This window comes from Methylobacterium sp. D54C (assembly GCF_053345595.1).
Window position 1 is genome coordinate 42,555 of record NZ_JBKFAK010000004.1, and the last position, 23,340, is coordinate 65,894.

The 23,340-nt window shown below is 73.6% G+C and carries 19 protein-coding genes; 2 read left to right on the plus strand and 17 right to left on the minus strand.

Features of this window, described 5'->3' with window-relative positions:
• Positions 1–16 precede the first annotated feature (16 nt).
• Both putA and ACLBYB_RS11515 read right to left on the minus strand, forming a co-directional pair.
• Positions 17–3,703 (minus strand): trifunctional transcriptional regulator/proline dehydrogenase/L-glutamate gamma-semialdehyde dehydrogenase, encoded by a 3,687-nt coding sequence (gene putA / locus ACLBYB_RS11510; RefSeq protein WP_447698841.1) that lies wholly within the window; start codon positions 3,701–3,703, stop codon positions 17–19.
• Positions 3,704–3,805: 102 nt separating this feature from the next.
• The gene (locus ACLBYB_RS11515) at positions 3,806–4,618 is read right to left on the minus strand and encodes a hypothetical protein (RefSeq protein WP_447698842.1); all 813 of its coding nucleotides are present in this window, start codon (positions 4,616–4,618) and stop codon (positions 3,806–3,808) included.
• Positions 4,619–4,759: 141 nt separating this feature from the next.
• Here ACLBYB_RS11515 and ACLBYB_RS11520 point away from each other — a divergent pair, with 141 nt between their 5' ends.
• Positions 4,760–5,806 carry a saccharopine dehydrogenase family protein gene (locus tag ACLBYB_RS11520; RefSeq protein WP_447698843.1) on the plus strand — a complete coding sequence of 349 codons (1,047 nt, stop codon included), beginning with the start codon at positions 4,760–4,762 and terminating at the stop codon, positions 5,804–5,806.
• A 143-nt stretch (positions 5,807–5,949) separates the two neighbouring features.
• Here the strand turns inward: ACLBYB_RS11520 and ACLBYB_RS11525 are convergent, their stop codons facing one another.
• The 5 genes from ACLBYB_RS11525 to ACLBYB_RS11545 all read right to left on the minus strand — a co-directional run bounded on the left by ACLBYB_RS11525 (position 5,950) and on the right by ACLBYB_RS11545 (position 12,377).
• On the minus strand, positions 5,950–7,473 hold the full coding sequence (locus ACLBYB_RS11525) for a UxaA family hydrolase (RefSeq protein ID WP_447698844.1): 1,524 nt from the start codon (positions 7,471–7,473) through the stop codon (positions 5,950–5,952).
• 46 nt (positions 7,474–7,519) lie between these two features.
• Positions 7,520–8,830 (minus strand): MFS transporter, encoded by a 1,311-nt coding sequence (locus ACLBYB_RS11530; RefSeq protein WP_447698845.1) that lies wholly within the window; start codon positions 8,828–8,830, stop codon positions 7,520–7,522.
• A gap of 107 nt (positions 8,831–8,937) precedes the next feature.
• Complete coding sequence (locus ACLBYB_RS11535; protein ID WP_447698846.1) at positions 8,938–10,008, minus strand: malate/lactate/ureidoglycolate dehydrogenase; 1,071 nt, start codon at positions 10,006–10,008, stop codon at positions 8,938–8,940.
• A 120-nt stretch (positions 10,009–10,128) separates the two neighbouring features.
• The gene (locus ACLBYB_RS11540) at positions 10,129–11,628 is read right to left on the minus strand and encodes a M81 family metallopeptidase (RefSeq protein ID WP_447698847.1); all 1,500 of its coding nucleotides are present in this window, start codon (positions 11,626–11,628) and stop codon (positions 10,129–10,131) included.
• Between the two features lie 32 nt (positions 11,629–11,660).
• Positions 11,661–12,377, minus strand: coding sequence for a DUF1194 domain-containing protein (locus ACLBYB_RS11545; RefSeq protein ID WP_447698848.1), 717 nt, complete (start codon positions 12,375–12,377; stop codon positions 11,661–11,663).
• 276 nt (positions 12,378–12,653) lie between these two features.
• On the opposite strand from ACLBYB_RS11545, the gene ACLBYB_RS11550 reads away from it, so the two are divergent.
• Positions 12,654–12,821: a hypothetical protein gene (locus ACLBYB_RS11550; RefSeq protein WP_244526958.1), complete on the plus strand. Its 168-nt coding sequence runs from the start codon at positions 12,654–12,656 to the stop codon at positions 12,819–12,821.
• A gap of 18 nt (positions 12,822–12,839) precedes the next feature.
• Here ACLBYB_RS11550 and ACLBYB_RS11555 read toward each other — a convergent pair whose 3' ends face one another.
• The 10 genes from ACLBYB_RS11555 to ACLBYB_RS11600 all read right to left on the minus strand — a co-directional run bounded on the left by ACLBYB_RS11555 (position 12,840) and on the right by ACLBYB_RS11600 (position 23,121).
• On the minus strand, positions 12,840–13,607 hold the full coding sequence (locus tag ACLBYB_RS11555; protein WP_091680723.1) for a DUF1223 domain-containing protein: 768 nt from the start codon (positions 13,605–13,607) through the stop codon (positions 12,840–12,842).
• Positions 13,608–13,614: 7 nt separating this feature from the next.
• Positions 13,615–14,631, minus strand: coding sequence for a lipid A biosynthesis lauroyl acyltransferase (locus ACLBYB_RS11560; protein ID WP_447698849.1), 1,017 nt, complete (start codon positions 14,629–14,631; stop codon positions 13,615–13,617).
• Between the two features lie 139 nt (positions 14,632–14,770).
• Complete coding sequence (locus tag ACLBYB_RS11565; RefSeq protein ID WP_447698850.1) at positions 14,771–15,793, minus strand: zinc-binding dehydrogenase; 1,023 nt, start codon at positions 15,791–15,793, stop codon at positions 14,771–14,773.
• An 11-nt stretch (positions 15,794–15,804) separates the two neighbouring features.
• Positions 15,805–16,092 carry an SH3 domain-containing protein gene (locus ACLBYB_RS11570; RefSeq protein ID WP_026605165.1) on the minus strand — a complete coding sequence of 96 codons (288 nt, stop codon included), beginning with the start codon at positions 16,090–16,092 and terminating at the stop codon, positions 15,805–15,807.
• Positions 16,093–16,124: 32 nt separating this feature from the next.
• Positions 16,125–16,892 carry an SDR family oxidoreductase gene (locus ACLBYB_RS11575; protein WP_447698851.1) on the minus strand — a complete coding sequence of 256 codons (768 nt, stop codon included), beginning with the start codon at positions 16,890–16,892 and terminating at the stop codon, positions 16,125–16,127.
• Positions 16,889–18,172: a beta-ketoacyl-ACP synthase gene (locus tag ACLBYB_RS11580; RefSeq protein ID WP_427509838.1), complete on the minus strand. Its 1,284-nt coding sequence runs from the start codon at positions 18,170–18,172 to the stop codon at positions 16,889–16,891. The genes ACLBYB_RS11575 and ACLBYB_RS11580 overlap by 4 nt, the downstream gene beginning before the upstream one ends.
• Positions 18,173–18,271: 99 nt before the next feature.
• Positions 18,272–19,537 carry an allantoate amidohydrolase gene (locus ACLBYB_RS11585; protein ID WP_447698852.1) on the minus strand — a complete coding sequence of 422 codons (1,266 nt, stop codon included), beginning with the start codon at positions 19,535–19,537 and terminating at the stop codon, positions 18,272–18,274.
• Between the two features lie 117 nt (positions 19,538–19,654).
• Positions 19,655–20,116, minus strand: a complete 462-nt coding sequence (locus ACLBYB_RS11590) for a tellurite resistance TerB family protein (protein ID WP_447698853.1) — start codon at positions 20,114–20,116, stop codon at positions 19,655–19,657.
• Positions 20,117–20,346: 230 nt separating this feature from the next.
• Positions 20,347–21,513, minus strand: a complete 1,167-nt coding sequence (locus ACLBYB_RS11595) for a carboxylate-amine ligase (protein WP_447698854.1) — start codon at positions 21,511–21,513, stop codon at positions 20,347–20,349.
• 90 nt (positions 21,514–21,603) lie between these two features.
• The gene (locus ACLBYB_RS11600; RefSeq protein ID WP_447698855.1) at positions 21,604–23,121 is read right to left on the minus strand and encodes a CYTH and CHAD domain-containing protein; all 1,518 of its coding nucleotides are present in this window, start codon (positions 23,119–23,121) and stop codon (positions 21,604–21,606) included.
• Between the last annotated feature and the right edge of the window lie 219 nt (positions 23,122–23,340).

Genomic DNA, 23,340 nt, shown 5'->3' on the forward strand with positions numbered 1-23,340 from the left:
CCGGGCAGATGCGAGCTCACCCGACGCTCATCAGGCTGGCATTGCCGCCGGCCGCCGCGGTGTTGATCGTGGTGGTGACCTCCTCCACCAGGCCGGCCGGGTCGTAGAGATCGCCGGCCGCCAGCGCCTCCGGGCAGCGGGCCTGGATCGGCAGGATCGCGCCCTCGCGGGCCGCGACGGCCCTGTTCAGGGCCAGCAGGTCGTCGGCGTCGCCCGCGAACAGGATTCCGGCGATCGCGCCCGCGCGGTCGAGGTCCGGCGCCCGGGCAACCCGCGCCGCGCACGCTTCCGGCAGACTGTCCAGGACCGGATCGCGCCCGTCCGGCCCGATGACGACGGCCGCGTTGCCCGTGCCGAGGATCGCGCCGAGCTGGAGCAGGAGCGCCGTCTCGGTGGCCGCGACGGCCGCGACGCGCCTACGGGGACGCAGCGCGTACAGGTTGCTCTCACCCACGGGACCGGCCAGCGCGATCGCGGCGCGGCCGGGATAGCGGACGGCTTCGAGCCTGTCCGCGAGGTCGTGGCGGTGCCGCGAGCGCAGCCACGCCGTGTAGGGACGGAGTGCCGAATCGTCGGCGGCCAGCCCGTCGCGGGCGGCGGCGGGCGCGCGTCGCAGCAGGCGGCCGAGGGCCAGCGGGCCGCCGGCCTTCGGGCCCGTCCCCGACAGCCCGGAGCCGCCGAAGGGCTGCACGCCGACCACCGCGCCGATGATGTTGCGATTGACGTAGCGGTTGCCGGCCCGCACGCGGTCGAGGACCCGGTCGATGGTCTCGTCGATGCGGCTGTGCAGCCCGAAGGTGAGCCCGTAGCCGGTCGCGTCGATCGCCGCGAGGAGCGCGTCGAGGCCGTCGCGGCGGTAGCGCAGCACGTGCATCACGGGACCGAACACCTCCTGCTCGACATCGGCGACGGCCCCGATCTCGATCAGGGTCGGCGGCACGAAGGTCCCGGCTCCGGCCTCGGGCGGCAGGGGGAACTGCTCCACCGGGAAGCCCCGCGCGCGCATCCGCGCCACGTGTCCGACGATCCGGTCGGCGGCCTCGGCGGTGATGACCGGCCCGACATCGACGGCGAGGCGCCGCGGGTCGCCCACCCGCAGCTCCCGCAGGGCGCCCTTCAGCATGTGCAGCGTCCGGTCGGCGATCTCCTCCTGCAGGCACAGGATGCGGAGCGCCGAGCAGCGCTGCCCGGCGGAATCGAAGGCCGAGGCGATGACATCGGCCACCACCTGCTCGGCGAGCGCGGAGGAATCGACCACGAGGGCGTTCTGGCCGCCGGTCTCGGCCACGAACGGCACCGGCTCGCCGAAACGGTTCAGCCGCTCCGCCAGAGCCCGCTGGATGCCCTTGGCCACCGCCGTCGATCCGGTGAACATCACGCCCTGCACGCGCGGATCTTCGACCAGGGCGGCGCCGACCCGGCCGTCGCCCGGCAGGAGGTGCAGCGCCTCGGCGGGAATCCCCGCCGCGTGCAGCACGCGGACGGCAGCGGCCGCGATCAGTGGGGTCTCCTCGGCAGGTTTCGCCAGGACCGTGTTGCCCGCCGCCAGGGCGGCCGCGACCTGACCGACGAAGATCGCCAGCGGGAAATTCCACGGCGCGATGCAGGCGACCGGACCGAGCGGCGCGTGCGCGTCCCCGAGGGTCCGCTCGGCCTCGGCGGCGGCGTAGCGGAGGAAGTCGACCGCCTCGCGGATCTCCGCGACGGCGCTCGCGCAGGTCTTGCCCGCCTCCCGTACGACGAGGCCGATCAGCGGCGGCATCTGCGCCTCGAGGGCGTCGGCGGCCCGCCGCAGGCAGGCGGCGCGCGCGGTCGCCGGCGTCGCCGCCCAGCCGGCCGCGCCCGCCTGCGCGCGCGCCACGGCGACCGCCACGGCCTCCACCGTCGCCGCCTGGTAGAATCCGACGACGTCCCGGCGGTCGGCGGGATTGTGGACGGGTTCGTCGGCCGCCGCGTCGTCCGCGCCCGAGGGTGCCGCCCGCCACGCGGTGCGGCCGCTCGCCGCCAACCCGTCCGACAGCCGGGCGAGTTCCGCCTCGTCGGCGAGGTCGAGCCCGGCCGCGTTGGCGCGGGCCGGGCCGTAGAGCGCCCGGGGGGCCGCGATCCGCGGGTGCGGCGCGCCGGGATCCGGCGCGGCCTCGACGGCGGCGACGGGGTCGGCGATCAGGTCCGCCACCGGCACGGCCGCGTCGGCGACCCGGTTGACGAAGGACGTGTTGGCCCCGTTCTCCAGGAGGCGCCGCACCAGGTAGGCGAGCAGGGTCTCGTGCGTGCCCACGGGCGCGTAGATGCGGCAGGGCCGCTGGAGGACGGGATCGGCCATCACGGCCTCGTAGAGCGGCTCGCCCATGCCGTGCAGGCACTGGAACTCGTACTGACCGAGCCGGAAATCCGGGCCGGCCATCGCGACGATGCTCGCGAGGGTCTGGGCGTTGTGGGTGGCGAATTGCGGGAAGACCGCGTCGGGCGCCGCGAGCAGCCGGCGCGCGCAGGCGATGTACGAGACGTCGGTGTGGACCTTCCGGGTGAAGACGGGGAAGTCAGCGAGGCCGTCGACCTGCGCCCGCTTGATCTCGCTGTCCCAGTAGGCGCCCTTCACGAGGCGCACCATCAGCCGCCGACGGCACCGCCGCGCGAGGTCGATCAGCACGTCGATGACGAAGGGGCAGCGCTTGCCGTAGGCCTGGACCACGAAGCCGAGCCCGTCCCAGCCGGCGAGATCCGGGTCGGCGGCGAGACGCTCCAGGATGTCGAGCGACAGGTCGAGGCGGTCGGCCTCCTCGGCGTCGACGTTGAGGCCGATGCCGTGCCCCCGCGCGAGGCGGGCGAGGTCCCGCACGCGGGGATAGAGTTCGGCCAGGACCCGGTCGCGCTGCGCGCGGGCGTAGCGGGGATGGAGCGCCGAGAGCTTGATCGAGATTCCGGGGCCGCGGAGCACGCCGCGCCCGGCCGAGGCCGCGCCGATCGCCGCGATCGCGTCCGCGTAGGCGCGCCGGTAGCGCTCGGCGTCCTCGGCGGTCACGGCGGCCTCGCCGAGCATGTCGTACGAGTAGGTGAAGCCCTTCGCCTCGAGCCGCGCCGCGTGCCGCAGGGCCTCGGCGATGGTCCGCCCCGCCACGAACTGCTCGCCCATCATCCGCATGGCGAGATCGACGCCGGTCCGGATCACGGGCTCGCCGCCGCGGGCGATCAGCCGGGTGAGCGCGGCCGACAGGCCGGTTTCGTCCCGGGTCGCCGCCAGCTTGCCGGTCACGAGCAGGCCCCAGGTCGCCGCGTTGACGAAGGGCGACGGGCTGTGCCCGAGATGGGCGGCCCAGTCGCCGCCCGCGATCTTGTCGCGGATCAGCGCGTCCCGCGTCGCCGCGTCGGGGATGCGCAGCAGCGCCTCGGCGAGGCACATCAGCGCCACGCCCTCCTGGCTGGACAGCGCGTACTCGTGGATCAGCCCCTCGACGCCGCCGCGGATGCCCTGGCGCCGCAGGGACTCGACGAGGCGCCGCGCGTCCTCGGCGACGCGCCGAGCCGCTTCGGGCGGCAGGCGCGCTTCTTCGAGGAGCGGGAGCACGCAGTCCCGCTCGGGCCGCCGGCAGGCCGCGACCACCGCCCGCCGCAGGGGCGACAGGTCCGCCAGGCCGGCCGCGAACGCGCCGAAAGGCTCGCTCGCCGCCGTGGCCGCCTCGTCGACAACGCCGGATCCGGACATGGGCCGCCCCTCGGACACGGCGCGCTGGCATCGCGCCGTCGCGGACTCACGCTACACCGTCGGGGGCCCGCGTCGAGGCCGAACACGCTGTGGCCGATCGCGTCACTTCGCGGCCTGCGCGTGGGCGGATTCCAGCGCGACGGCCAGGAGCGGCTGCGCGCCCTCCCGGCGCAGCGTCGCCACGGGAATCACCACCGGGTCGGCACAGGCCTGGACGACGTGCGCGAGGTCGAACTGCACCGCGAGGCCGCCGGCCTTGGCGTCGAGCCACGCCATCATGGCCGGCGGCTGCCCGTCATAGGTCTCGGCGACGGCCTCGCGGCACTCCTTGTCGGCGTCGTCCGCCTTCGGATCGCCCGTCTTCGGACGATAGCCCGCGAGGTAGAGGGCGTGCAGCCTCTTCGACGCGAGCGTCACCATCTTGGTCCCGCCCGGGCCCTCCGCCAGGGCGAGCTTCCCGGTCAGCGAGGGGGGCAGCAGGGTCGTCCAGTCGACCGGGGCGCCGGTGGTGAGATCGTAGACGATCGACATCGTGCCGCTGTTCGGGTGCGCGCCGCCGCAGAACCCGCTGTCGAAGATGGCGAAGCTCAGGAAGCGCGGGCCGCGCATCGGGGCCTGGACGGTGCGCTCCCAGGAGCTGTTCTTCCCGCCCTGATCCTTGCACGCCTGCTCGGCCTTGAGGGCCCGCGCGTCGAGGCGCTTCAGCGCCGCGTTGATCCGACGCTCGGCCTCGTCGGCCGGCGCGGCGATCTGCGGCATGGCGGCGATGCCGGGGCTCGCGTCGGACGGCGCCTTCAGGACCACCGGCCCGTCACCGGCCTGGGCGGGCGCGGCCAGGCCCAGGAGGACGGCGCCAAGGCAGCCGATCCTGCGGCTGGCGCGGCGCGCGCGCGGCGGGAGGTTACGCTCGTACATCGTGCCTCGGCTCCTGTTCGGGCGGGGACGGAGGGTGTCAGATCCCCGCCACGGGACGATTGGATCGGCGCAGCCCTAGCATCCGGGACGGCGACGCGGCGCGCGCTTTGACACCGGCGGAAGCGGTGTCAGAACGCCGGGATGACCGCGATCCTGATCTACGGCGCCACCGGCTATACCGGGCAGCTCCTGGCCGCGCACGCCGTCGGGCAGGGGTTGCGCCCGATCCTGGCAGGGCGCGATCCCGAGAAGCTGCGGCCGCTGGCGGCCCGGCTGAACCTCGAGATGCGGGCCGCGCGGCTCGACGATGCCGCGGGCCTGCGGTCCGCCCTCGTTGGCTTGGCGGCGGTGATCCACGCGGCCGGCCCGTTCTCGCGGACGGCGTTGCCGATGGCCGAGGCCTGCCTCGCGGCCGGCGCGCACTACGTCGACATCACCGGCGAGATCGCCGTGCTGGAGGCCCTCGCGGCCAAGGATGCCGAGGCGAAGGCGGCCGGCATCGTCCTCCTGCCGGCGGCGGGCTTCGACGTGGTGCCGAGCGACTGCCTCGCCGCCCACGTGGCCGGCCGCGTTCCCGGCGCGACGCATCTGCGCATCTCCATCGGCGGGTTCGGCGGCTTCAGCCGCGGCACGGCCCGCACCATGGTGGAGGGCATCGCCTGGGGCACGCGGGTGCGCCGGGACGGGCGCATCGTCGAGTTGCCGAGCCCGCCGCGCGCCACCGCGGATTTCGGAACAGGACCGCGCCGGACCGTCGGGCTCGGCTGGGGCGACGTGTCGAGCGCGTGGTACTCGACCGGCGTCCCGAACATCGACGTCTACTTCGAGGCCTTCCCCGCCATGGCGGCGGCCGCCGGACTGCCCGCCGGCATCCGGCGGATCATCGCGGGCGGCACCGCCCAGCGCCTGATCAACCGCGGCATCGGCCGGCTGCCGGAGGGCCCCTCGGCCGCCGCGCGCGCGAAGGCCCGCAGCACCTTCCTGGCGGAGGCCTGGGACGGCGCCGGCCGCCGCGCGGCGAGCCGGATGGAGACGCCTGAGGGCTACACGCTCACCGTCTGGACCGCCTTGGAGGCGGCCCGCCGCGTCGCCGCCGGCACCGTCGCGCCCGGCTTCCACACGCCGGTCACGGCCTTCGGCCCCGACTTCATCCTGAGCTTCCCGCACGTGGTCCGGACCGACCTCTGAGACGAGGCCTGCACGGCGGTCGGAATGGCCGTCTCTGCGAGCGCAGCGAAGCAATCCAGGGCTGCGTCACACTCACCGAAGTTCCGCCTCCCCGGATCGCCGCACTGCGCTCGCGATGACGGCGGAGCGCGCGCCCCGCTGCCTCACACGGTCGCGCCGATCTGCCAGGGCGCGAATTCCGACGCGCCGAAATCGAACTGCTCGCTCTTCGTCCGCTCGCCGCCGGCGACCCGCAGGATGAGGTCGAAGATCCGGTGGCCGGCCTGCTCCACGCTCTCCGCGCCGTCGAGGATCGTGCCGCAATTGACGTCCATGTCCTCCTCGAGCCGCCGGTACATGGCCGAGTTGGTGGCGATCTTGATCGAGGGCGACGGCTTGCAGCCGAACACTGAGCCACGGCCGGTGGTGAAGCAGACGAGGTTCGCGCCGCCCGCGACCTGCCCGGTCGCCGAGACCGGGTCGTAGCCGGGCGTGTCCATGAAGACGAAGCCCTTGGCGGTGACGGGGTCGGCGTAGCGCAGCACGTCGACCAAGTTGGTGCTGCCGGCCTTCGCCATGGCGCCGAGGGACTTCTCCAAGATCGTGGTCAGGCCGCCGGCCTTGTTGCCCGGCGACGGGTTGGCGTCGATCTCCGAGCCCTCCTTGCGGGTGTACTCCTCCCACCAGTGCATCAGGTCGACGAGCTTCTGGCCGACCTCCGGGCTGATAGCGCGGCGGGTGAACAGGTGCTCGGCGCCGTAGGTCTCGGTGGTCTCCGACAGGATCACCGTGCCGCCGTTCCGCACCACGAGGTCGCTGGCGATCCCCAGCGCCGGGTTGGCTGACACGCCGGAATACCCGTCCGAGCCGCCGCACTGCAGGGCGACGATCAGCTCGCTCGCCGGCACCGGCTCGCGGTGGACCACGTTCGCCTCGGCCAGGATGCCGGTCACGAACTCGATCCCGGCCTCGACGGTCTTCCGGGTGCCGCCGAGGCTCTGGATGTTCATGCTGCGGATCCGGCCGCCGAGCCCCTGCTCCTCCAGGAAGGCGCCGATCTGGTTCACCTCGCAGCCGAGCCCGATCATGACGATGTGGGAGAAGTTGACGTGCCGCGCGTAGCCCGCGAGCGTCCGCCGCAGGAGCCGGAGCGGCTCGCCCATCGCCATGCCGCAGCCGGTCTTGTGGGTCAGCGCCACGACACCGTCGACGTTGGGATAGGGGGCGAGCGGGTCGAGGCCGAGGATCGGGTGCCGCCGGAACGCGTCGGCGATCAGGTCGGCGACGTGCGCGCTGCAATTCACCGAGGTGAGGATGCCGACGTAGTTGCGCGTCGCCACGCGCCCGTCGGGGCGGCGGATGCCCTGGAAGGTCGCGGGCGGCGTCACCAGCCGGGTCGGCCTCGCATCGACCCCGAACGCGTAGTCCCGGGCGAACTCGCCCATCCCGAGATTGTGGACGTGGACGTGGCGGCCGGCCGCGATGTCCTCCTTGGCGAAGCCGATGATCTGCCCGTACTTGGTTACCGGCTCGCCGCTCCGGTGGGCCCGGACCGCGACCTTGTGGCCGGCCGGGATCCGCTCCGCCGCCGCGACGCCGTCGGCGACCGGCGTTCCCGGCTCGATGGCGCCGCGGGCCACGGCCACGCCGTCAGCGGGGCGGAGGGTAATCACGGGATACGTGGACATCGGTCTCTCCTCGGATGCCGTCGCGCCAGTCGCCGTCACCGCGCCGTCACCGCGCCGCTTCGGGGCGCAGGGCCGGGGCGCGGGCGTCGCGGACCGGCAGCGGCGCGATCTCGCCGACCACGAACAGGTAGATGAAGGCGCCCAGCAGGCAGAACCCGCCGGCCACGATCAGGGGGATCACGAACGAGCCCTGGGTGACCGTCAGCATGACGCCCGTGAAGGTCGTCGTCACGATCCCGGCGACGTTCGACGCGAAGTTCTGGATGCCGCCGATCGAGGCCACGTGGGCCGGGGTCGGCGCCACGTCGCCGGGCAGCGCCCAGATCGAGGCCGCCGTGAAGGCGAGGCTGCCGTAGGCGATCGCGAAGCACAGCAGCGCCACGTAGATGTTCGGGGCGATGATCGACAGGGTGATCACCGACGACATCAGCATGCCGCCGACGAGGCAAGTCTTGCGGGCCGCGGTGAGGCTCCAGCCGCGGCGGTAGAGCGCGTCCGACGCGAAGCCGCCGAGCCAGCCCGCGGGGATCGACGCCAGGGCCGGCAGACTGCCGAGCGTGCCGAGTTCCGCCAGCGAGAAGCCCCGCGCCTTGACCAGGTAGGTCGGGAACCACGTGATGAAGAAGTAGATCACGAAGTTCAGGCAGAAGAACCCGGCCATCATGCCCCAGACCGTGCGGTAGCGGAACAGCGACAGCCACGGCACCTGGTTCTGGGCGTCCGCCGCATCGACGGTCCTCGGCCGCTCCTGCGTGGCCCGGAGCCGGGCGAGCTCCTCCGGCGACACCTTCGGGTGGTTCTCGGGCTCGCGGTAGAGCCACATCCAGAACACCGCCCAGACGAATCCCAGCACGCCGGTGACGACGTAGGACTCTCGCCAGCCCAGCGTCGCGATGACCCAGGAGACCAGCGGGATCGCCAAAGCCGAGCCCACCCGGGAGCCGCTGTCGAAGATGCTGCTGGCGAAGCTGCGCTCGCTGCGCGGGAACCACGAGGCCGCGACCTTGGCGAAGGACGGGTAGGCCCCGGCCTCACCGATGCCGAGCAGCATGCGCAGGCCGAGCAGGGACAGGAACCCCCGTCCGACCGCGGTCAGCGCCGTGCAGGCCGACCACCAGACCACCGCGACCACGAGAGAGAGCCGCGCGCCGACCCGGTCGGCCACGTAGCCGAAGGGCAGCTGCATGATCGCGTAGGTCCAGAAGAAGCCCGACAGGATCAGGCCCATGTCGGTGGCGTCGAGCCCGAGTTCCTTGGTCATGGAGGGCGCGGCGACCGCGAGGTTGGCGCGGTCGATGTAGTTGATGGCGTTGGCGGCCATGCAGAGGCCGATCATAAGCCAGCGCAACCGAGGCATCGTGGGCTCCTCCCGTCTTCCGGGTATGGCGTCCCCGGTCCGTGCGGCGCCCCCGTTGAGGCCGGGGGTCGCCGCCGAGCGTGGTGTCGTGCCGGGTCGTTCCCGGCTCAGGTGCGATAGGCCTTGCCGTCGAGGCCGTGCGGCCGGCCGGCGGCGAGCAGGGTCTCCCAGACGGGTTCGGGCAGCGGCACGCCCTCGGCGAGGCGCTCGGCGCGCATCCGCCGCTCCGGCTCGCCGGGCAGCAGGACCTCGGCACCCGGCATCGGCTTGGCGCTCTTGAAGAACTCGAGATAGGCCCGCGTCTCGGCGGCGAGGGCGTCCTCGGTGCCGAGGGCCGACGGCGTGACGTAGATCGACAGCATGCCGTTGCAGATCCGCCGCTGCCCGGGACCGGCCGTGCCCGAGCCGGTGAGCGCGCCGGCCAATAGCTCGCACATCAGCGCGAGGCCGGAGCCCTTGTGCTCGCCGAAGGCCCGGATCGCACCCGCCCCGCGCTGGTTGTCGCGCTCGACGCCCTCCAGCGGGCCGAACAGGGTCGCCGGGTCGGCGCTGAGGCGGCCGTCGGGCTCGATCAGCGCGCCCTCGGGCAGCGGCTTGCCGCCCCTCGAGGCGACGAGCACCTTGCCCTCGGCGACCAGCGACGTGGCGAAGTCGAGGATGATCGGGTCGCCTCCTGGAACCGGGAAGCCGGCCGCGAAGGGCGCCGTCGAGAAGCGGCGCTCCACGGAGCCGAACGGCGCCACGAGGAGGCTCCCCGCCACGTTGACGAAATGGACCGAGACGAGCCCCGCCGCCGCCGCCCGCTCGGCCCACTCGCCGATCCGGCCGATATGCCCGGCATGCCGCAGGGCGATGATCGCGACGCCGTTCGCCCGCGCCTTGGCGATCCCGAGATCGACGGCGACGGGGCCGGCCGTCTGCCCGAACCCGTAATGGGCGTCGACGAGGGCGAAGTTCGGCGCGTCGGTCACGATCTCGGGCGTGCGGCCGGCCTCGACCTCGCCGGCGCGCAGCCACTCGACGTAGCGGGTGACGCGGACCACGCCGTGGCTGTCGTGGCCGGTGAGGTTCGCCGCAACGAGGAAGCGGCCGATGCGCTCGGCCTCCGGCTCGGCGCAGCCCTCGCGCACGAAGATGTCCCGCACGTAGGCGGTCAGCCTGTCGGCCGGAATCCGCATCCCGTCTCTCCCTCGCCGCGCCTCATCGAGCGCGTGCGGGATGAACCTAGCGCCCTCGCACGTGCGGGGCGAGCACCGGCGGGTGACGGCGGCCGCCACCTGTCGTCCCCGCCGGACCGGTCACGGGTCGGACGGGACGGGCCCGGGCGGGTCGCCGTACGGGAAGAAGTCGGCGGCCCGCATCTGCGCGTAGGCGAGGTGATCGAGGCGCACCGTGCCGAGGAACGGCTCCGGCGGCTCCACCAGCAGGATCGTGCGGGCGTAGCCGCTGTCGTCGAAGCCGCGCCGGAAATGCACCCGCGACTTGATCGCCACGACGTCGAAATCCGCCGGGTCCAGGCCGAGCCGCCACACCTCGTCGGGCTCGACGATCTGCGCGAGCTGCGGGCTCAGCACCAGGACATTGCCGGCCCCGAACGCGACGCAGATCCAGGTGCCGCCGCCGCCGCTGCCGGCGACGCCGGGCTCCGGCGCGGCGACGACGCGCAGCACGGTCCCGGTGATGCGCACCGGGTCGCCTGCGGACGGGTCGCCGCCACCGCCGACCGGCGCGTCGAACGGGTCGCCGGCCGCGAGGGACCCCGCCGCGATGTCGGGCGACGCCACCGTGGCGACCAGGGTGCGGGCGAGGCCCTGCCGCAGGATCTCGCGCAGCAGCCAGGTCGCCCGGCCCGACCGGTCGCTGTGGTCGGCGAGGACCACCGGGGCGGCGCCCTCCGCCACCGCCGCCCGGGCGAGGCGCACGCCGTCGGCGATCGTGTGGATCCGCGTCGTCTCGAGCAGCGCGCGCCGCTGCCGCCACGCGAAATCCGCGACGTCCCGCGTCACCCGCTCGGCGAGGGCCGGGTCGTCGTCGGTGATCGCCTGCACGGTCATCCCGCCGTCCGGGGCGTCGCCCCACGGGAAGCCGAAGAAGACGTTGACGTACACGTCCGGCTCGCGCGCCTCCCAGACGAGGGCCCGCTGCACGAGGTCGGACCACGGTGCGGCGCCGGTCCACTGCACGACGGTCGGCGAGAGGATCGGCACCTTGAGGGTCCGGTGCGCCGGCCGGAAGTCGCCGCGCACGGCGCGCACCAGCATCCGGGCGGCCCGCTGCCCCTGCAGGTGGCCGTCGTAGTGCGGGAAGTACTTCACCGCGAAAGCCATGTCGGCGTGGTCGAGGAAGGCGGCGTCCTCGTTGCCGTGCAGGTCGAAGGTCCCGACCAGGATCGCCCCCTCGCCCACCGCGGCGCGCACCTGGCGGGCGATGTCGGCCTCCGGCCTGGGGACGCCGCGAACCGCCATCGCGCCGTGCAGGGCGAGGTAGACCCCGTCGAACGGGCCCTGGGCCCGCAGCTCCGCCACCATCTGCCCGAGGAAATGCGCGTAGGCGTCGGCGGTGATCCAGCCCGAGGCGGTGCCGGTGCGCGGCCAGAGCGGCGAGGTGATCCCGACCAACTCGACGGCGTCGTACTCCCGCGCCACCTGCACGAAGCCGCCCATGTAGCCCTTGGGATCGGTGGCGAGCAGCGCGGCCCCGGCGGCCGGCGAGCCGGGATAGACGAAGTCGTCCCGGGTCGTGTCGTTCGGGAGGAACGTGACGGTCTCGTGCGTGAACTGGAGGACGGCAAGGCGCATCGATGGTCGGTCCTCTGGGATCCGGGTGACGGTCAGGAGATCTCGCGCACGAGCTTCGCGATGAGCGAGCGGCCGAAGGCCGCGAAGCTCTCGGCGGTCATCACGAAGGCGCCCTCCCCGCCGATCACGACGCTCCGGTAATACGCGGCCAGGCCGCCCGCCGGATTGGTATGCTCTTTCAGGAAGGCCGGCATCCCCTCCGGTTCGGTGAGGATGACGATGCCGTTGACCGTGATGCCGGCCGCGACGGCGGCGTCCCGGGCCTCGGCGATGGGCCGCCCGGCATTGCCGGTGCCGTCGCCGGAGATGTCGATCACCCGGCGCTCGGCGCGGAACGGCGCGCGGGCCAGAAGGTCGGCGGCGAAACCGATCGCCGAGCCGATTGCGGTGCGTCCGTAGAACGGCCGCGGCACCGCGCGGAGGCGCGCCGCGAAGGCGGCCGCGTCCTGCGCCGAGGCGATCACCATCCAGTCGACCGCCACCTGCTGCTCGCCGGGTCCGGCCCAGTCGAACAGGGCGACGCCGATGCGCCCGGTCGGGCCGTCGCCGATGGCGCGCAGCACGCGCGGGTCGCCGAAGGCCTCGGCGTAGCCGCGGCGCTCGAGGTCGAACCGGGCCTCGCTGATGCTGAGCGACACGTCCACCGCGAGGACGAGGAGGAGGTCGACGCTCGCATCCGCCGCGCGGGCGGGACGGCCGACCACCGACAGGGCGGCGAACATCCCGGACAGGAACGGGCGTCGCCGCATGGCCGACCCTCGATCTGGGGCGCCCGCGCGGGACGGCGGGCGGCTCACCCATGCAACGAGCCTGCCGACCCGCCGGTTCGCGCGCTCCGGCCGCGCCGCGCGAAGGTTCCGCTCCCGCGGCGCGGACCCGCGCCGCTTTCGGCCGCATCACGGGCCGGGGCGGCCGCCCTACCTGCCGCGGATCGGGGCGCCGCCGGCGCCGCCCACACAGAGACAGTCGTCATGCAGCGTGTTCGCCGAATCGGTCGTGTCATCGAGAACGGGATCGTCGGAGCCGTGACCGGGACGGTCGCAGGCGTCAGCCGGATGATCGACGGGCTGATCGGGCTGGTGGGCCGCCTGTCCGAGCGCCTCGACGCTCGCCTGTCGTCGCTCGCCGACGCGTCCCGGGCGCGCCACCGGCGCGAGGGCCGCCGGCAGATCGACCCGATCTCGCTGGAGTAGCAGCGCGCGACCCTGCGCCTAGAGCCCCGGTCCCTTGGCGGCCCCGAAGATGCGGCCCGGCTTGCCGTCGGCCGCCCCCTGGAGCAGGACGACCCAGCTGTCCGCGTCGGCGACGCGGGCCTGGGTGTCGGGCACCTCGAAGCGGGTCGGCTGGCCCGTCCAGGTACCGAGCCGCTGCATGCCGCGGACGACATTGACGTAGGTCGCCGTCCGGCCGCCGTTCTCCCCGGACTGGATCGCGATGGCGCGGCTGCGGAGCACGGGCACCAGCCAGACGTCGCCGCGGATCTCGGTCTTGGCCTCCGGGGCCGCGCCGACCTCCACCAGGATCCGGTCGCCGTTGGTCTCGCCGCGCACCGGCACCGGCAGCCCGCCGTGCTGGCAGGCATCGCGGATCAGGCGCTCCAGGGCCGGCCGGTCGGACCCGACGGCGAAGCCGTTGCCGTCGACCACGACCTGGGGCGTGAACACCTGTCGGGCCCCGCGGCCCCGCGCGTAGGCGCGCTGGCGCTCGGTCAGCGGCCGCAGCGCGAGCGTGTCCTTCCAGCCGAGATAGTCCCAGTAGGTCACCGGCAGGGTCAGGGCGATGACGCCGGGCTTGTGGGCGAGGTCGCGCAGCACAGGGTCGGCGGAGCGGCAGGCACCGCAGCCCTGGCTGGTGAAGAGCTCGACCACGGCGCGGACGGGCTCGGCCCGCGCCGGCATCGCGGCCAGCGTCGCGCAGGCAAGCAGCGCGGCGCGCAGCGCGCGGCGGTCGCGGGTCGGGGCGCGGTGCCGGGGCGTCATCGATCCATCAGACCGTCTGCGAGGCCGAAGGTGAAATCACGTTGGCTTGAGAGAACTCTACTGTCGGTTGAAGTGGCGCCGGCGCCACTCTCGGCTTGGGCAGCATGTCGGGCCGCCAGCGGCGATGCATCCACAGCCACTGGCCGGGATTCTCCCGCACCCAGCCCTCGACCACGGCCGTCATCGCCTGCATGGCGCCGGCGACGTCGATGGTCCCGTCGGCCGCTCTGGGCAGGTCCAGGGGCGGCGTCAGCTCGAGGCGGAAGCGGCCCTCCGGCAGGCGCACGACGCGCACGCCGTGCACCGGGCAGTCGTAGTGGCGGGCGAGCTTGGCCAAGAGGGGGTTGGCGAGGCACGGCCGGCCGAGGAACTCCACCACGACGCCGCGGGTGAAGTGCTGGTCGATCAGTTGACCCAGGTGGCCGCCGGTCTCGACCACGTCGCGCATGGCGAAGACGGCGCCCGGCGTGGAGGCGGCGAGCCCGCCCATCGTCCGGCGGCGGACCTCCTGGACGAGGCGCGCGGCGGCGGGGTTGTTCGGCGGCCGGAACACCGCGGTGGCGTCCAGGCCGAAACGGGCCGCGCAGATCGCCGGCAATTCCCAGTTAGCCAGATGCGCCGAGAAGATCAGACCGGGCCGGCCGTCGTCCCGCAGGGCGTAGAAGTGCTCGATCCCGGCGACCTCCGTCCGCAAGTCGCCGGTGGCGGCGGGATCGTAATCGAACAGGCTGTCGAGATGGGCGTACTCGGCCCCCGTCCGGCCGAGATTGTCCCAGGCCTCCAGGGCGATCCGCTTCCGCTCCGCCTCCGACATTTCGGGGAAGGCCGCCCGGAGGTTCGCCATCGCCGTGCGGTGCGCCGGCAGGAGCGGTCCGAGGGTTCGCAGGAGCGCGGCGCCGAGTGCCGTGGACCGGACCGGCCCGAGGATCCGGGCCAGCAGCACCAGGGCGCGGATCACCGGGATCATCGCGAAGCCCGCGAGGCGCGGGTACGACCGTTTGAGCAGGAGGGCGAGACGCAGCACAGTCGATTCCAGGATACGGTCCGGGCGGCCCCCCAGCGCACCCGTACAGCGACGTTTACGACAAGTCTCCCGCAGCGCGAAATGCGGATCACCGCACCCGGTGACGGTGCGGCGCCGGGCGGGTGCGCCGCTGCCGGCGCTACAGGCTGACGAGGATCTTGCCGAACACCCGGCGCGATTCGAGGCGCTCCAGACCCTGCGCGAAATCCGCCAGCGGGTACACGGTATCCACCACCGGTCGAATGCCCGCTTCCATCTTGGCGAGGGCCTGCCCGATATTCGCGAGCGAGCAGCCGAACGAGCCGGTGATGCGGTACTGCTGCTGGAACAGCTGCATCAGGTTCATGGTCGCCGAGACGCCCGAGGTCGATCCGCAGGTCACGAGTCGGCCGCCGCGCTTCAGGCAGAGCAGGGAGCCGTTCCAGGTATCGGCGCCGACATGCTCGAACACCACGTCGACGCCCTTGCGCTTCGTGAGCCGGCGAACCTCGCCCTCGAAACGCTCGGTGCGGTAGTTGATGACGTGGTCGGCGCCGAGCTCGGCGGCCTTGCGGCCCTTCTCGTCGTCGCCGACCGTCGTGTAGACGGTGCAGCCGATCGCCTTGGCCATGCGGATCGCCGCGGTCCCGATCCCGGAGCCGCCGGCATGGACCAGCACGCTCTCGCCGGGCTCCAGGCGCGCATTGTCGAACAGCATGTGCTGGACCGTGCCGAAGGCGATGCCCGCGCAGGCGGCGTCGGTGTCGCTGACGCCGTCCGGCACCTTCACGGCGAGGCGGGCCGGCATGGTCACCAGCTCCCGGGCGAAGCCGTCGAGATGGAAGCCCATCACGCCGGACACGTCCTCGCAGAGGTTGTCGCGCCCCTCGCGGCAGGCCTTGCACTTGCCGCAGGTCATGGCGCCGTACGGCACGACCCGGTCGCCCGCGACGAGGCCGGTGACGCCCGCCCCGACCGACTCGACGGTCCCGGCCGCCTCCGCGCCGACGATCAGCGGCATCTTCCGCTTGGCGAAGGCCATGCCGCGGAAGCCCCAGACGTCGATGAAGTTGAGGCCGACCGCGCGGATGCGGATCCGGACTTCGTCAGCGCCAGGCGCGGGCGGCGGCTCGATCTCGGTGAGGCGCAGGTCGCGGTCACCGAACAGCTGGAGGGCTCGCATCGTGTCTCTCGTCACTCCGGCGCCAGGTAGCGCCGCCGCGCCCATCCGAGGGCGCGTCCGGCCTTCACCCGGCACCACGTGGTGCGGCTCGGCGTGTCGTTGGTGCAGCCGAAGACCAGGGCGCGGCTGCGGATCTCGCCGATCTGCTCGGCGGACGGGTCCGGCTCGGCGCGGATGCTGAGCGGCTCGCCCGGCGGCAGGCCGGAGATGCGGTAGACCTGCGGCTCCGCCCGGGCGTCGCCCGGGGCCAGGAGAGCCGCGCCGCAGAGGGCGGCGGTGAGGGCGAGGCTGGCGCGCATCGGCAGAATCGTCCGGTTCGGTGGCGCCACCGTCAGGTCCGGTGGACACCCATCATGGCGGTCAGGCCGCCATCGACGGGCAGCACGGTCCCGGTGATGTAGGATGCCCCCTCGCCCATCAGGAAGGCCGCAAGCGCCGCGACATCCTCGGGCCGCCCGAAGCGGCCGGCGGGAATCTGGCGCTCCATCCCGTCGCGGTAGGCGGCGTAGCGCTCCATCATGGCGGTGTCGACGAAGCCCGGGGCGATGACGTTGACGGTCACGCCGCGCTTGGCCGTCTCGATCGCCAGGGTGCGGCAATAGGCGATGAGCGCGCCCTTGGTCGCCGCGTAGGCGGCGTTGCCGGCATTGGCCCGCAGGGCGGCGACCGAGCCGATCGCCACGATCCGGCCCGCGCGCGCCCGGGTCATCTCCCGCACCAGCGCCTTGGCGAGGCGCGTCAGCGAGAAGAAGTTGACCTGCATGGCGGCCTCGGCGCGCTCCTGATCGAGCATCGCCGCGAGGGCGTCGCAGGACTGGCCGGCATTGTGGACGAGGCCGTAATAGCCGGCGGCCTCGGCGGTCTCGCAGAAGGTGTCCAGCGCGGCCCGGTCGGCGAGGTCGACGGGATGGGCCGCGAAAGACCGGTCCGGGTAGGTCGTCCGCAGCTCGGCCAGCAGCGCCTGCGCGGCCTCGGCCGAGGCGCGGTAGGTGAAGTCGACGCCGAGGCCGGATCCCGCCAGCGCGCGGACGATCGCGGCGCCGATGCCGGACGCGCCGCCGGTCACGAGGACCCGGCGCGGGGTGGCGGCGGCGCTCACGCGGGCTCCGCGCCGAGGACTAGGCAGGTGTTCTGGCCGCCGAAGCCGAACGAGTTCGACAGCACAGTCCGCACCGGCAGGTCGCGGGCGGTCTCCACGATGTCGAGGGCGATGGTCGGGTCCGGCACACGGTGGTTGATGGTCGGCGGGATGCGGCCGTGGCGGATGGTCAGCAGCGAGACCGCCGCCTCGATGGCGCCGGCCGCCGTGAGGGTGTGGCCGATCATCGACTTGTTGGAGGTGACCGGCAGGGCGGCCGCGCGGTCGCCGAACACGGCCGCGAGGCCCAGGGCCTCCATCTTGTCGTTCTCCGGCGTCGAGGTGCCGTGCGCGTTCACCGTGTCGATCGCCTCGGCCGCCACACCGGCATCGTCCAGGCTCGCCCGGATCGCCGCGATGATCGGCGCGCCGTCGGGGCTGGACCGGGTGCGGTGGAAGCCGTCGCCCTTCTCGCCGCAGCCGAGGACGTAGCCGAGGATCGCGGCGCCGCGCGCGACGGCGGCCTCGGCGTCCTCGAGCACCAGGGCGGCTGCGCCCTCGCCCATGACGAACCCGTCCCGGTCCTTCGAGAACGGCTTCGAGGCGGTCGCGGGGTCGTCGTTGCGGGTCGAGAGCGCCGACAGCAGCGAGAAGCGGATCAGCGATTCCGGGTTCACCGAGCCGTCCGTGCCGATGCAGAGCGCCGCGGCGGTCTCGCCGCGCCGGATCGCCTCGACGCCGAGCTGGATCGCCGTGGCCCCCGACGAGCAGGCGGTCGAGAGCGAGATCGGCGAGCCCTTCGTGCCGAAGCGGTCGGCGATGCGGTCGGCGACCGTGCCGAAGATGAACAGGTCGTGCCAGGGATCGAAGCGGCGCGTCGCCGCCGCCCGCAGGAGGCCGGCGTAGTCGACCGGACCGTCGCCGCCCGCGGCCTCGGCCAGGGCCTGCCGCTGCGGCCACTCCATCTCGACCGGCGGGACCGCGATGAACAGGGCGCCCGGGAAATCGCCCCTGGCGCCGATCCCGGCCTGCGCCACCGCCTCCTCGGCGGCGACGGCGGCGAAGCGCTCGGACAGGAGCGGCGCGACGAGCGGATCGGTGTCGAGGAAGTCCACCGTCCCGGCGATGCGGGTTCGCAGCGTGTCGGTCGGGAACCGCGCGATCGCGTGGATGCCCGACCGGCCCTCGGTCATGGCCGCCCACGTGTCGGCCTGTCCCTGACCGAGGGAGGAGACGACGCCGATGCCGGTGACCGCGACGAGCGGCCGGCCCCTGGCGTCGCGGTAGGATCGCGCGCTCATGGAGCGGTCCTTACGGGATTTTCCGCCGCGGTACACCTCCGCGCGGGCGGTGCGGCGCGCCCGGCGCCGGGACGACGGGCGCCGTCCCGGCGGGAAGCCTCAGGCGCGCGGCGCGTTGGCGAGGCGGAGCACCGTCTGCAGCAGGACGTCGGCGCCGGCGGCGCAGTCGGCCTGCGTGGCGGATTCCGACTCGTTGTGGCTGACCCCGTCCTTGCACGGCACGAAGATCATCGCCGCCGGGACCTTCGCGGCGAGGTTGCAGGCGTCGTGGCCGGCGCCCGAGATGATCCGGCGGCGCGGATGCCCCAGGCTCTCGGCGGACGCATCGATCGCCGCCACGATCGCGGGGTCGAACGGCACCGGCTCCTTCCGCCAGATCCGGGTCAGCGCGATCTCCAGATGGCGCCGCGCCGCTATCTCGGTGGCCGCCTCGCCGAGCGCCGCCTCCATCGCGTCGAGGGTCTCGGAGCGCGGATCGCGCACGTCCACCGTGAAGGCGACCCGGCCCGGCACGACGTTGCGGGAGGGCGCCAGGATCGCGGCCTCGCCGATCGTCGCCACCGCGGTGGGCGCGTGGCCCAGCGCGATCCGCTCGGCGGCCAGGGCGAATTCCGAGAGGGCGAGCAGCGCGTCGCGGCGGCGCGGCATCGGCGTCGTCCCGGCGTGGCTCTCGAAGCCGGTGATCACGCCGTCGAACCACATGATGCCCTGGCCGCCCTCGACCACGCCGATGGTCTTGCCCTCGGCCTCCAGGATCGGCCCCTGCTCGATGTGCAGTTCGACGAAGGCGCCGATCTCCCGCGTGCCGACGGCCTCCACCCCGCGGTAGCCGATCGCGTCGAGGGCCTCCGCCACCGTAGTGCCGGCGGCGTCGCGCTTCCCCAGGATCTCGTCCGTGGTGAAGTCGCCCGCGTAGGCCGCCGAGGCCATCATGGCGGGGGCGAAGCGCGAGCCCTCCTCGTTGGTCCAGTTGACCACGAGGAGCGGCGCCTCGGTCTCGATGCCGGCATCGTTCAGGCTGCGCATCACCTCGAGCCCCGCCAGCACGCCGAGGACCCCATCGAACTTGCCGCCGGTCGGCTGGGTGTCGAGGTGCGAGCCGAAGGCGATCGCCTTGCGGCCCATGTCGCGGCCCGGCCGCAGGGCGTACTGCGTGCCGAGCGCGTCGACCGACACGGTGAGCCCGGCCGCCTCGCAGGCCTCCCGGAACCAGTCGCGGACCCGGCCGTCCTCGGCCGAGAGCGTCAGGCGGTTGATGCCGCCGGCCGGCGTGCCGCCGAATTCCGCGGTCTCCAGGATCGTCGCCCAGAGGCGCGCACTGTTGGCGCGCAGGTTGTGGGTCTTGCTGAGGCTCATCTCGGCCATGCCGGTTCCTTTCACGGCGGGTCGCCGTGCGACGCTGACGTTATAGGCGGGTGCGGCCGACTTGGCAGCGCTCCCACCAGGCGCACCCGAGAGCAACCGCGGTGCCAACCGGGCCGGTCAGGCCAGCGGGCGCCGCACCGGGTTGGCGCGCAGGAGCGCGATCGCGTCGACCCGGAGGGCGACGGCGATCTCGCCGAGGGCGCCCGCCTCGATGTTGCTGATCCCGTCCTGGTCGGCGACGTCCGCGGCGATCAGGAAGACGTTCTCGCGCTGGGTCGCGGGCCGCTCGGCGACCGCCGCGACGTGGCGCAGGTTCTCGGCCCGGCCGAGGCGGGTGCGGGCCCGGGCGATGCCCTCGTAGAGCTCCGTCTCCAGCATCAGCGCGTCGTAGCCCTTCATCAGGACCGGGTCGGCCTTCAGGCCGTGCAGGGCGGCGTCGAATTCGGGGCCCGCGACCTCGCCGTCGGCCACGATGACGTTGGCGGCGGCCGAGACCGCCGCGAGCATCAAGGCCTTGTCGCCGGCATAGGCCGTCACGGTACGGCCGACATGGCCGAAGAGGTCGCGCAGGAGGCTCATTCCGGAGGGTCGGCCGCGGAGTCGGGGTGGCTGCTGGAACGCGAGGGATAGCAGAGGACGGCACGGAGGGAACCCGTCGCCGCGCGACCGGCCATAAAGGCGCGCGGTACCGGCGGCCAGACATCCTTCGGCAACATGGCCATGCGACTCATACGGCCGACCGCGTCCTCGAGCGCGGCCGACGGAACGCGGCCTCGACGATCCCCCCTCAGCCGGTTCCGCGCCCGTCGTCACGCCGCCGGAGCGATGTTCGGGTGCCCCCCAGGCCCGGACCTCGAGCCGGCGGCGGTCTCCGCCGCGAGATGATCGACCACCGCCGACAGCGCCGCGCGCTCCCGCGCGCCCGACCGGCGCGCCGCCGCGAACACGCCCATCTGCCGGTCGGCGCTGGTCCCCTCCGCCACGATCCGCGCCGTGTGCCCGCAGGCGGCGGCGCAGCCCAGCGCCTCGGCATCCTCGGCGATGTCGGCGAGGAGGGTCTCGACCAGCGCGGAGACCGGCACCGTCCGGACCTGCGCCTCGTCGATGAGCGTCGCGCGCACGCCGTCGCACTCGGCCCGCCAGAGATTCTCCATGACGAAGCCGCGGGAGGCGGCGGTCAGGCCGGCATTGAGCCGCTTGTCCCGGACCACCCGGCGCACGAGGCAGCGGAACAGCGCGGCGATGCACAGCGCGTCGTCGAGGCGCGTGCAGCTGTCGGCGACCCGCAGTTCCAGGGTCGGGTACTTCAGCGACGCGCGCACGTGCCACCAGAGATAGCTGGCATCCGCGATGGCGCCCGAGCGGGTCATCACGTCGACGTAGCGGGCGTAGTCGTCGGCATCGGCGAATAGCTCGGGCACGCCCGTGCGCGGCAGCTCGGCGTAGGCGCGCATCCGGTAGCCGGCGAGGCCGGTCAGCTGCCCCTGCCAGAACGGCGAGCCGGTGGAGAGCGCGAGCAGCACCGGCAGGTAGGGCAGCAGCCGGTTGATCAGCCCGATCCGCGCCTCGGGGTCCGGGACCTCCACGTGGACGTGAAGGCCGCAGACGAGGTTGCGGCGGCCGAGCATCCGAAGGTCGGCCATGATCCCGTGGTAACGGGCCTTGTCGGTGGGGCGCTGGTCGCGCCACCGGGCGGTCGGATGCGTGCCCGCGGCGAAGGTCAGGATGCCGCGCTCGGCGCCGATCTCCGCGAGGCTGCCGCGCAGATCCGCGAGATGCCCCCGCGCCTCGGCGAGATCGGCGGTCGGCGGCGAGGCCACCTCAACCTGGCACTGGAGCTGCTCGCGCTCGGCGTCGTCGAGGCGGGCCCGCACGGCGGCGTGGAAGGCCCGGAGGCCGGCCCGCGGCGTGCCGCGCGTGCGCGCATCGGCCAGGAAGAACTCCTCCTCGATGCCGAACCTGTAGGCGTGGGCCATCCGCGCTCCCTGCCCCGGACGGGCCGATCCGCGTCCGGCGAACGCCGCCGCACCGACCGGGTTCCGACCGGGCCGGCGGCGCGAGAAGCCTCAGCGCCAGAAGGGCTTGACGTCGAGGAGCTCGGACCGTGCGTCCGCGGCCGCGTCGAGCAATTTCTGTGCCCCCGGATCGTCGGGACCCGGCATCGGCGGTCCCGACAGGCTCTCGGTCATCGACCGGGCCGTCTCCAGGTCGTTGAGCGCGCCGAGGTGGTCCTGCAGGTCGGAGAGCGCGGCGCCGAACTTCTCCTGCCGGCGGACCGCCTTCTTCTTCCGGTAGAGACCGGCGAAGAACTCCGCGCCGTAGCGGAGCTTCTTGGCGGCGATCCGCGCCCGGTGCCGCGTGTGCGGATCGAGGTGCCGGAGGCCGCGCCCGCGCTTCTTGAGGCGCGCGCGCGCCTTGTCGAGCACCTGCGCGGCGAAGTGGCGCCCGTCGACGGCCGCGTCGGGGCCGGCGGCCCAGGAGCCCGCCTCGACCCAGCCGGCGAAGTCGATGACGAGCGCGCGCCATTGCGGGCTCTCGAGGGTCTCCGAGACCGCGTCGTACGCGGTGGCGCGCTCCGCCTCGGCGCGCGCGCGCAGGGCGTCCAGGCCGGGCTCGTCGGGGCGCTGTTCCGCGAGATCCGGCAGCGTGTCGCTCAGGAACACGTCGAGGTTGCGGGCGTGGCCGAAGGGCTCGGTGACGCGCTTGATCTCGTCGTTGAAGCCGGCCGCCCGGGGATCGCTCTCCAGCATGGGCCCGAACAGCGACAGCGCCGAGCGCAGGCGGCGCAGGGAGACGCGGATCTGGTGGAGCGCCTCGGGCGGGCGGCCGCCTTCCAGGAAGGCGGTCTCGTTGAGACGCATGTGGCGCAGGCAGGCGCGCGCCACCCGGCGGAAGACCTCCCCGGCGCTCGCGCCCTCGGGCAGTTCCACCGCCTCGGCCTTCACGACGCCGGGCTCGATCCCGTCGAGGAGCGCGTAGCCGACCGCGCTCTTGGCTTTCACGCCGAGGCGCAGCGGCACGGTCTCGGCCAGCTCCCGCGCCAGCGCGAACAGGTCGGCCGGATCGCCGGACTGGAGTTCCAGCTCGACCTCGCAGAGCGGCGCGACGCCCGAGTCGGTCTCGACACGGCCCTCGTCGAGGGTCACGAGCACGCGGGACTCGCCCTGCGCGACCGGGACCTCCCGGCGCTGCACCACGGTGGCGAACAGCCGCTCCAGCGGCGCATCGGCCTCGCGCAGGACCGGCCCGGCGGCCGTGTCGGCCCAGGCCGCGGGCTCCGGCGCCTGCCCGGCGATCTCGCTCTCCCACTCGGCCCGGTCGAACAGGCCGACGCCGCCGCTCCCGGCCTTCACGGTCTGGATATGGCGGTCGCCCTTGGCGCGGACGCGCAGGGTCAGGCCGTTCTTCCGGAGCGCGCGATCGGGCGTGTCGTAGTAGGTCGTCACCAGGGATTCGGGCTCGGTCGCCGACGCGTCCTTCAACCGGGGATGGGACGCGAGCGCCGTCAGATCCGGCCCGGCGCAGTCAAGCTTCAGCTCGACCTCGCGGGGCTCCGCCGCGGCGTGGCTATCGGTGTCGCTCATACGCTCCTCTTCGTCGCCTGCCCCGGCTAACGAGCCAGGGATGGGCTCCGGTTGCATCGCATCCTGCGTCGCATCTCGCGGAACCGGCATCGGGGCGTGACCGTCCGACGCACCCGCGGCAGCAAAGGCGGCGGCGCCGCCGTCGTCAAGCTGGGACGAGACCGGTCGCCCGCGGCGGATGGATGCTGCGCTGCGTTAAAATCGCGCTTTCCCAAAACG

Coding starts and splice junctions, on each gene's coding strand:
- ACLBYB_RS11520 (WP_447698843.1), top strand. CDS start 4,760: ATGACCGCGATCCTGATCTACGGCGCCACCGGCTATACCGGGCAGCTC.
- ACLBYB_RS11530 (WP_447698845.1), bottom strand. CDS start 8,830: ATGCCTCGGTTGCGCTGGCTTATGATCGGCCTCTGCATGGCCGCCAAC.
- ACLBYB_RS11525 (WP_447698844.1), bottom strand. CDS start 7,473: ATGTCCACGTATCCCGTGATTACCCTCCGCCCCGCTGACGGCGTGGCC.
- ACLBYB_RS11515 (WP_447698842.1), bottom strand. CDS start 4,618: ATGTACGAGCGTAACCTCCCGCCGCGCGCGCGCCGCGCCAGCCGCAGG.
- ACLBYB_RS11565 (WP_447698850.1), bottom strand. CDS start 15,793: ATGCGAGCCCTCCAGCTGTTCGGTGACCGCGACCTGCGCCTCACCGAG.
- ACLBYB_RS11590 (WP_447698853.1), bottom strand. CDS start 20,116: ATGAGCCTCCTGCGCGACCTCTTCGGCCATGTCGGCCGTACCGTGACG.
- putA (WP_447698841.1), bottom strand. CDS start 3,703: ATGTCCGGATCCGGCGTTGTCGACGAGGCGGCCACGGCGGCGAGCGAG.
- ACLBYB_RS11570 (WP_026605165.1), bottom strand. CDS start 16,092: ATGCGCGCCAGCCTCGCCCTCACCGCCGCCCTCTGCGGCGCGGCTCTC.
- ACLBYB_RS11555 (WP_091680723.1), bottom strand. CDS start 13,607: ATGACGCCCCGGCACCGCGCCCCGACCCGCGACCGCCGCGCGCTGCGC.
- ACLBYB_RS11595 (WP_447698854.1), bottom strand. CDS start 21,513: ATGGCCCACGCCTACAGGTTCGGCATCGAGGAGGAGTTCTTCCTGGCC.
- ACLBYB_RS11580 (WP_427509838.1), bottom strand. CDS start 18,172: ATGAGCGCGCGATCCTACCGCGACGCCAGGGGCCGGCCGCTCGTCGCG.
- ACLBYB_RS11585 (WP_447698852.1), bottom strand. CDS start 19,537: ATGGCCGAGATGAGCCTCAGCAAGACCCACAACCTGCGCGCCAACAGT.
- ACLBYB_RS11600 (WP_447698855.1), bottom strand. CDS start 23,121: ATGAGCGACACCGATAGCCACGCCGCGGCGGAGCCCCGCGAGGTCGAG.
- ACLBYB_RS11535 (WP_447698846.1), bottom strand. CDS start 10,008: ATGCGGATTCCGGCCGACAGGCTGACCGCCTACGTGCGGGACATCTTC.
- ACLBYB_RS11545 (WP_447698848.1), bottom strand. CDS start 12,377: ATGCGGCGACGCCCGTTCCTGTCCGGGATGTTCGCCGCCCTGTCGGTG.
- ACLBYB_RS11540 (WP_447698847.1), bottom strand. CDS start 11,628: ATGCGCCTTGCCGTCCTCCAGTTCACGCACGAGACCGTCACGTTCCTC.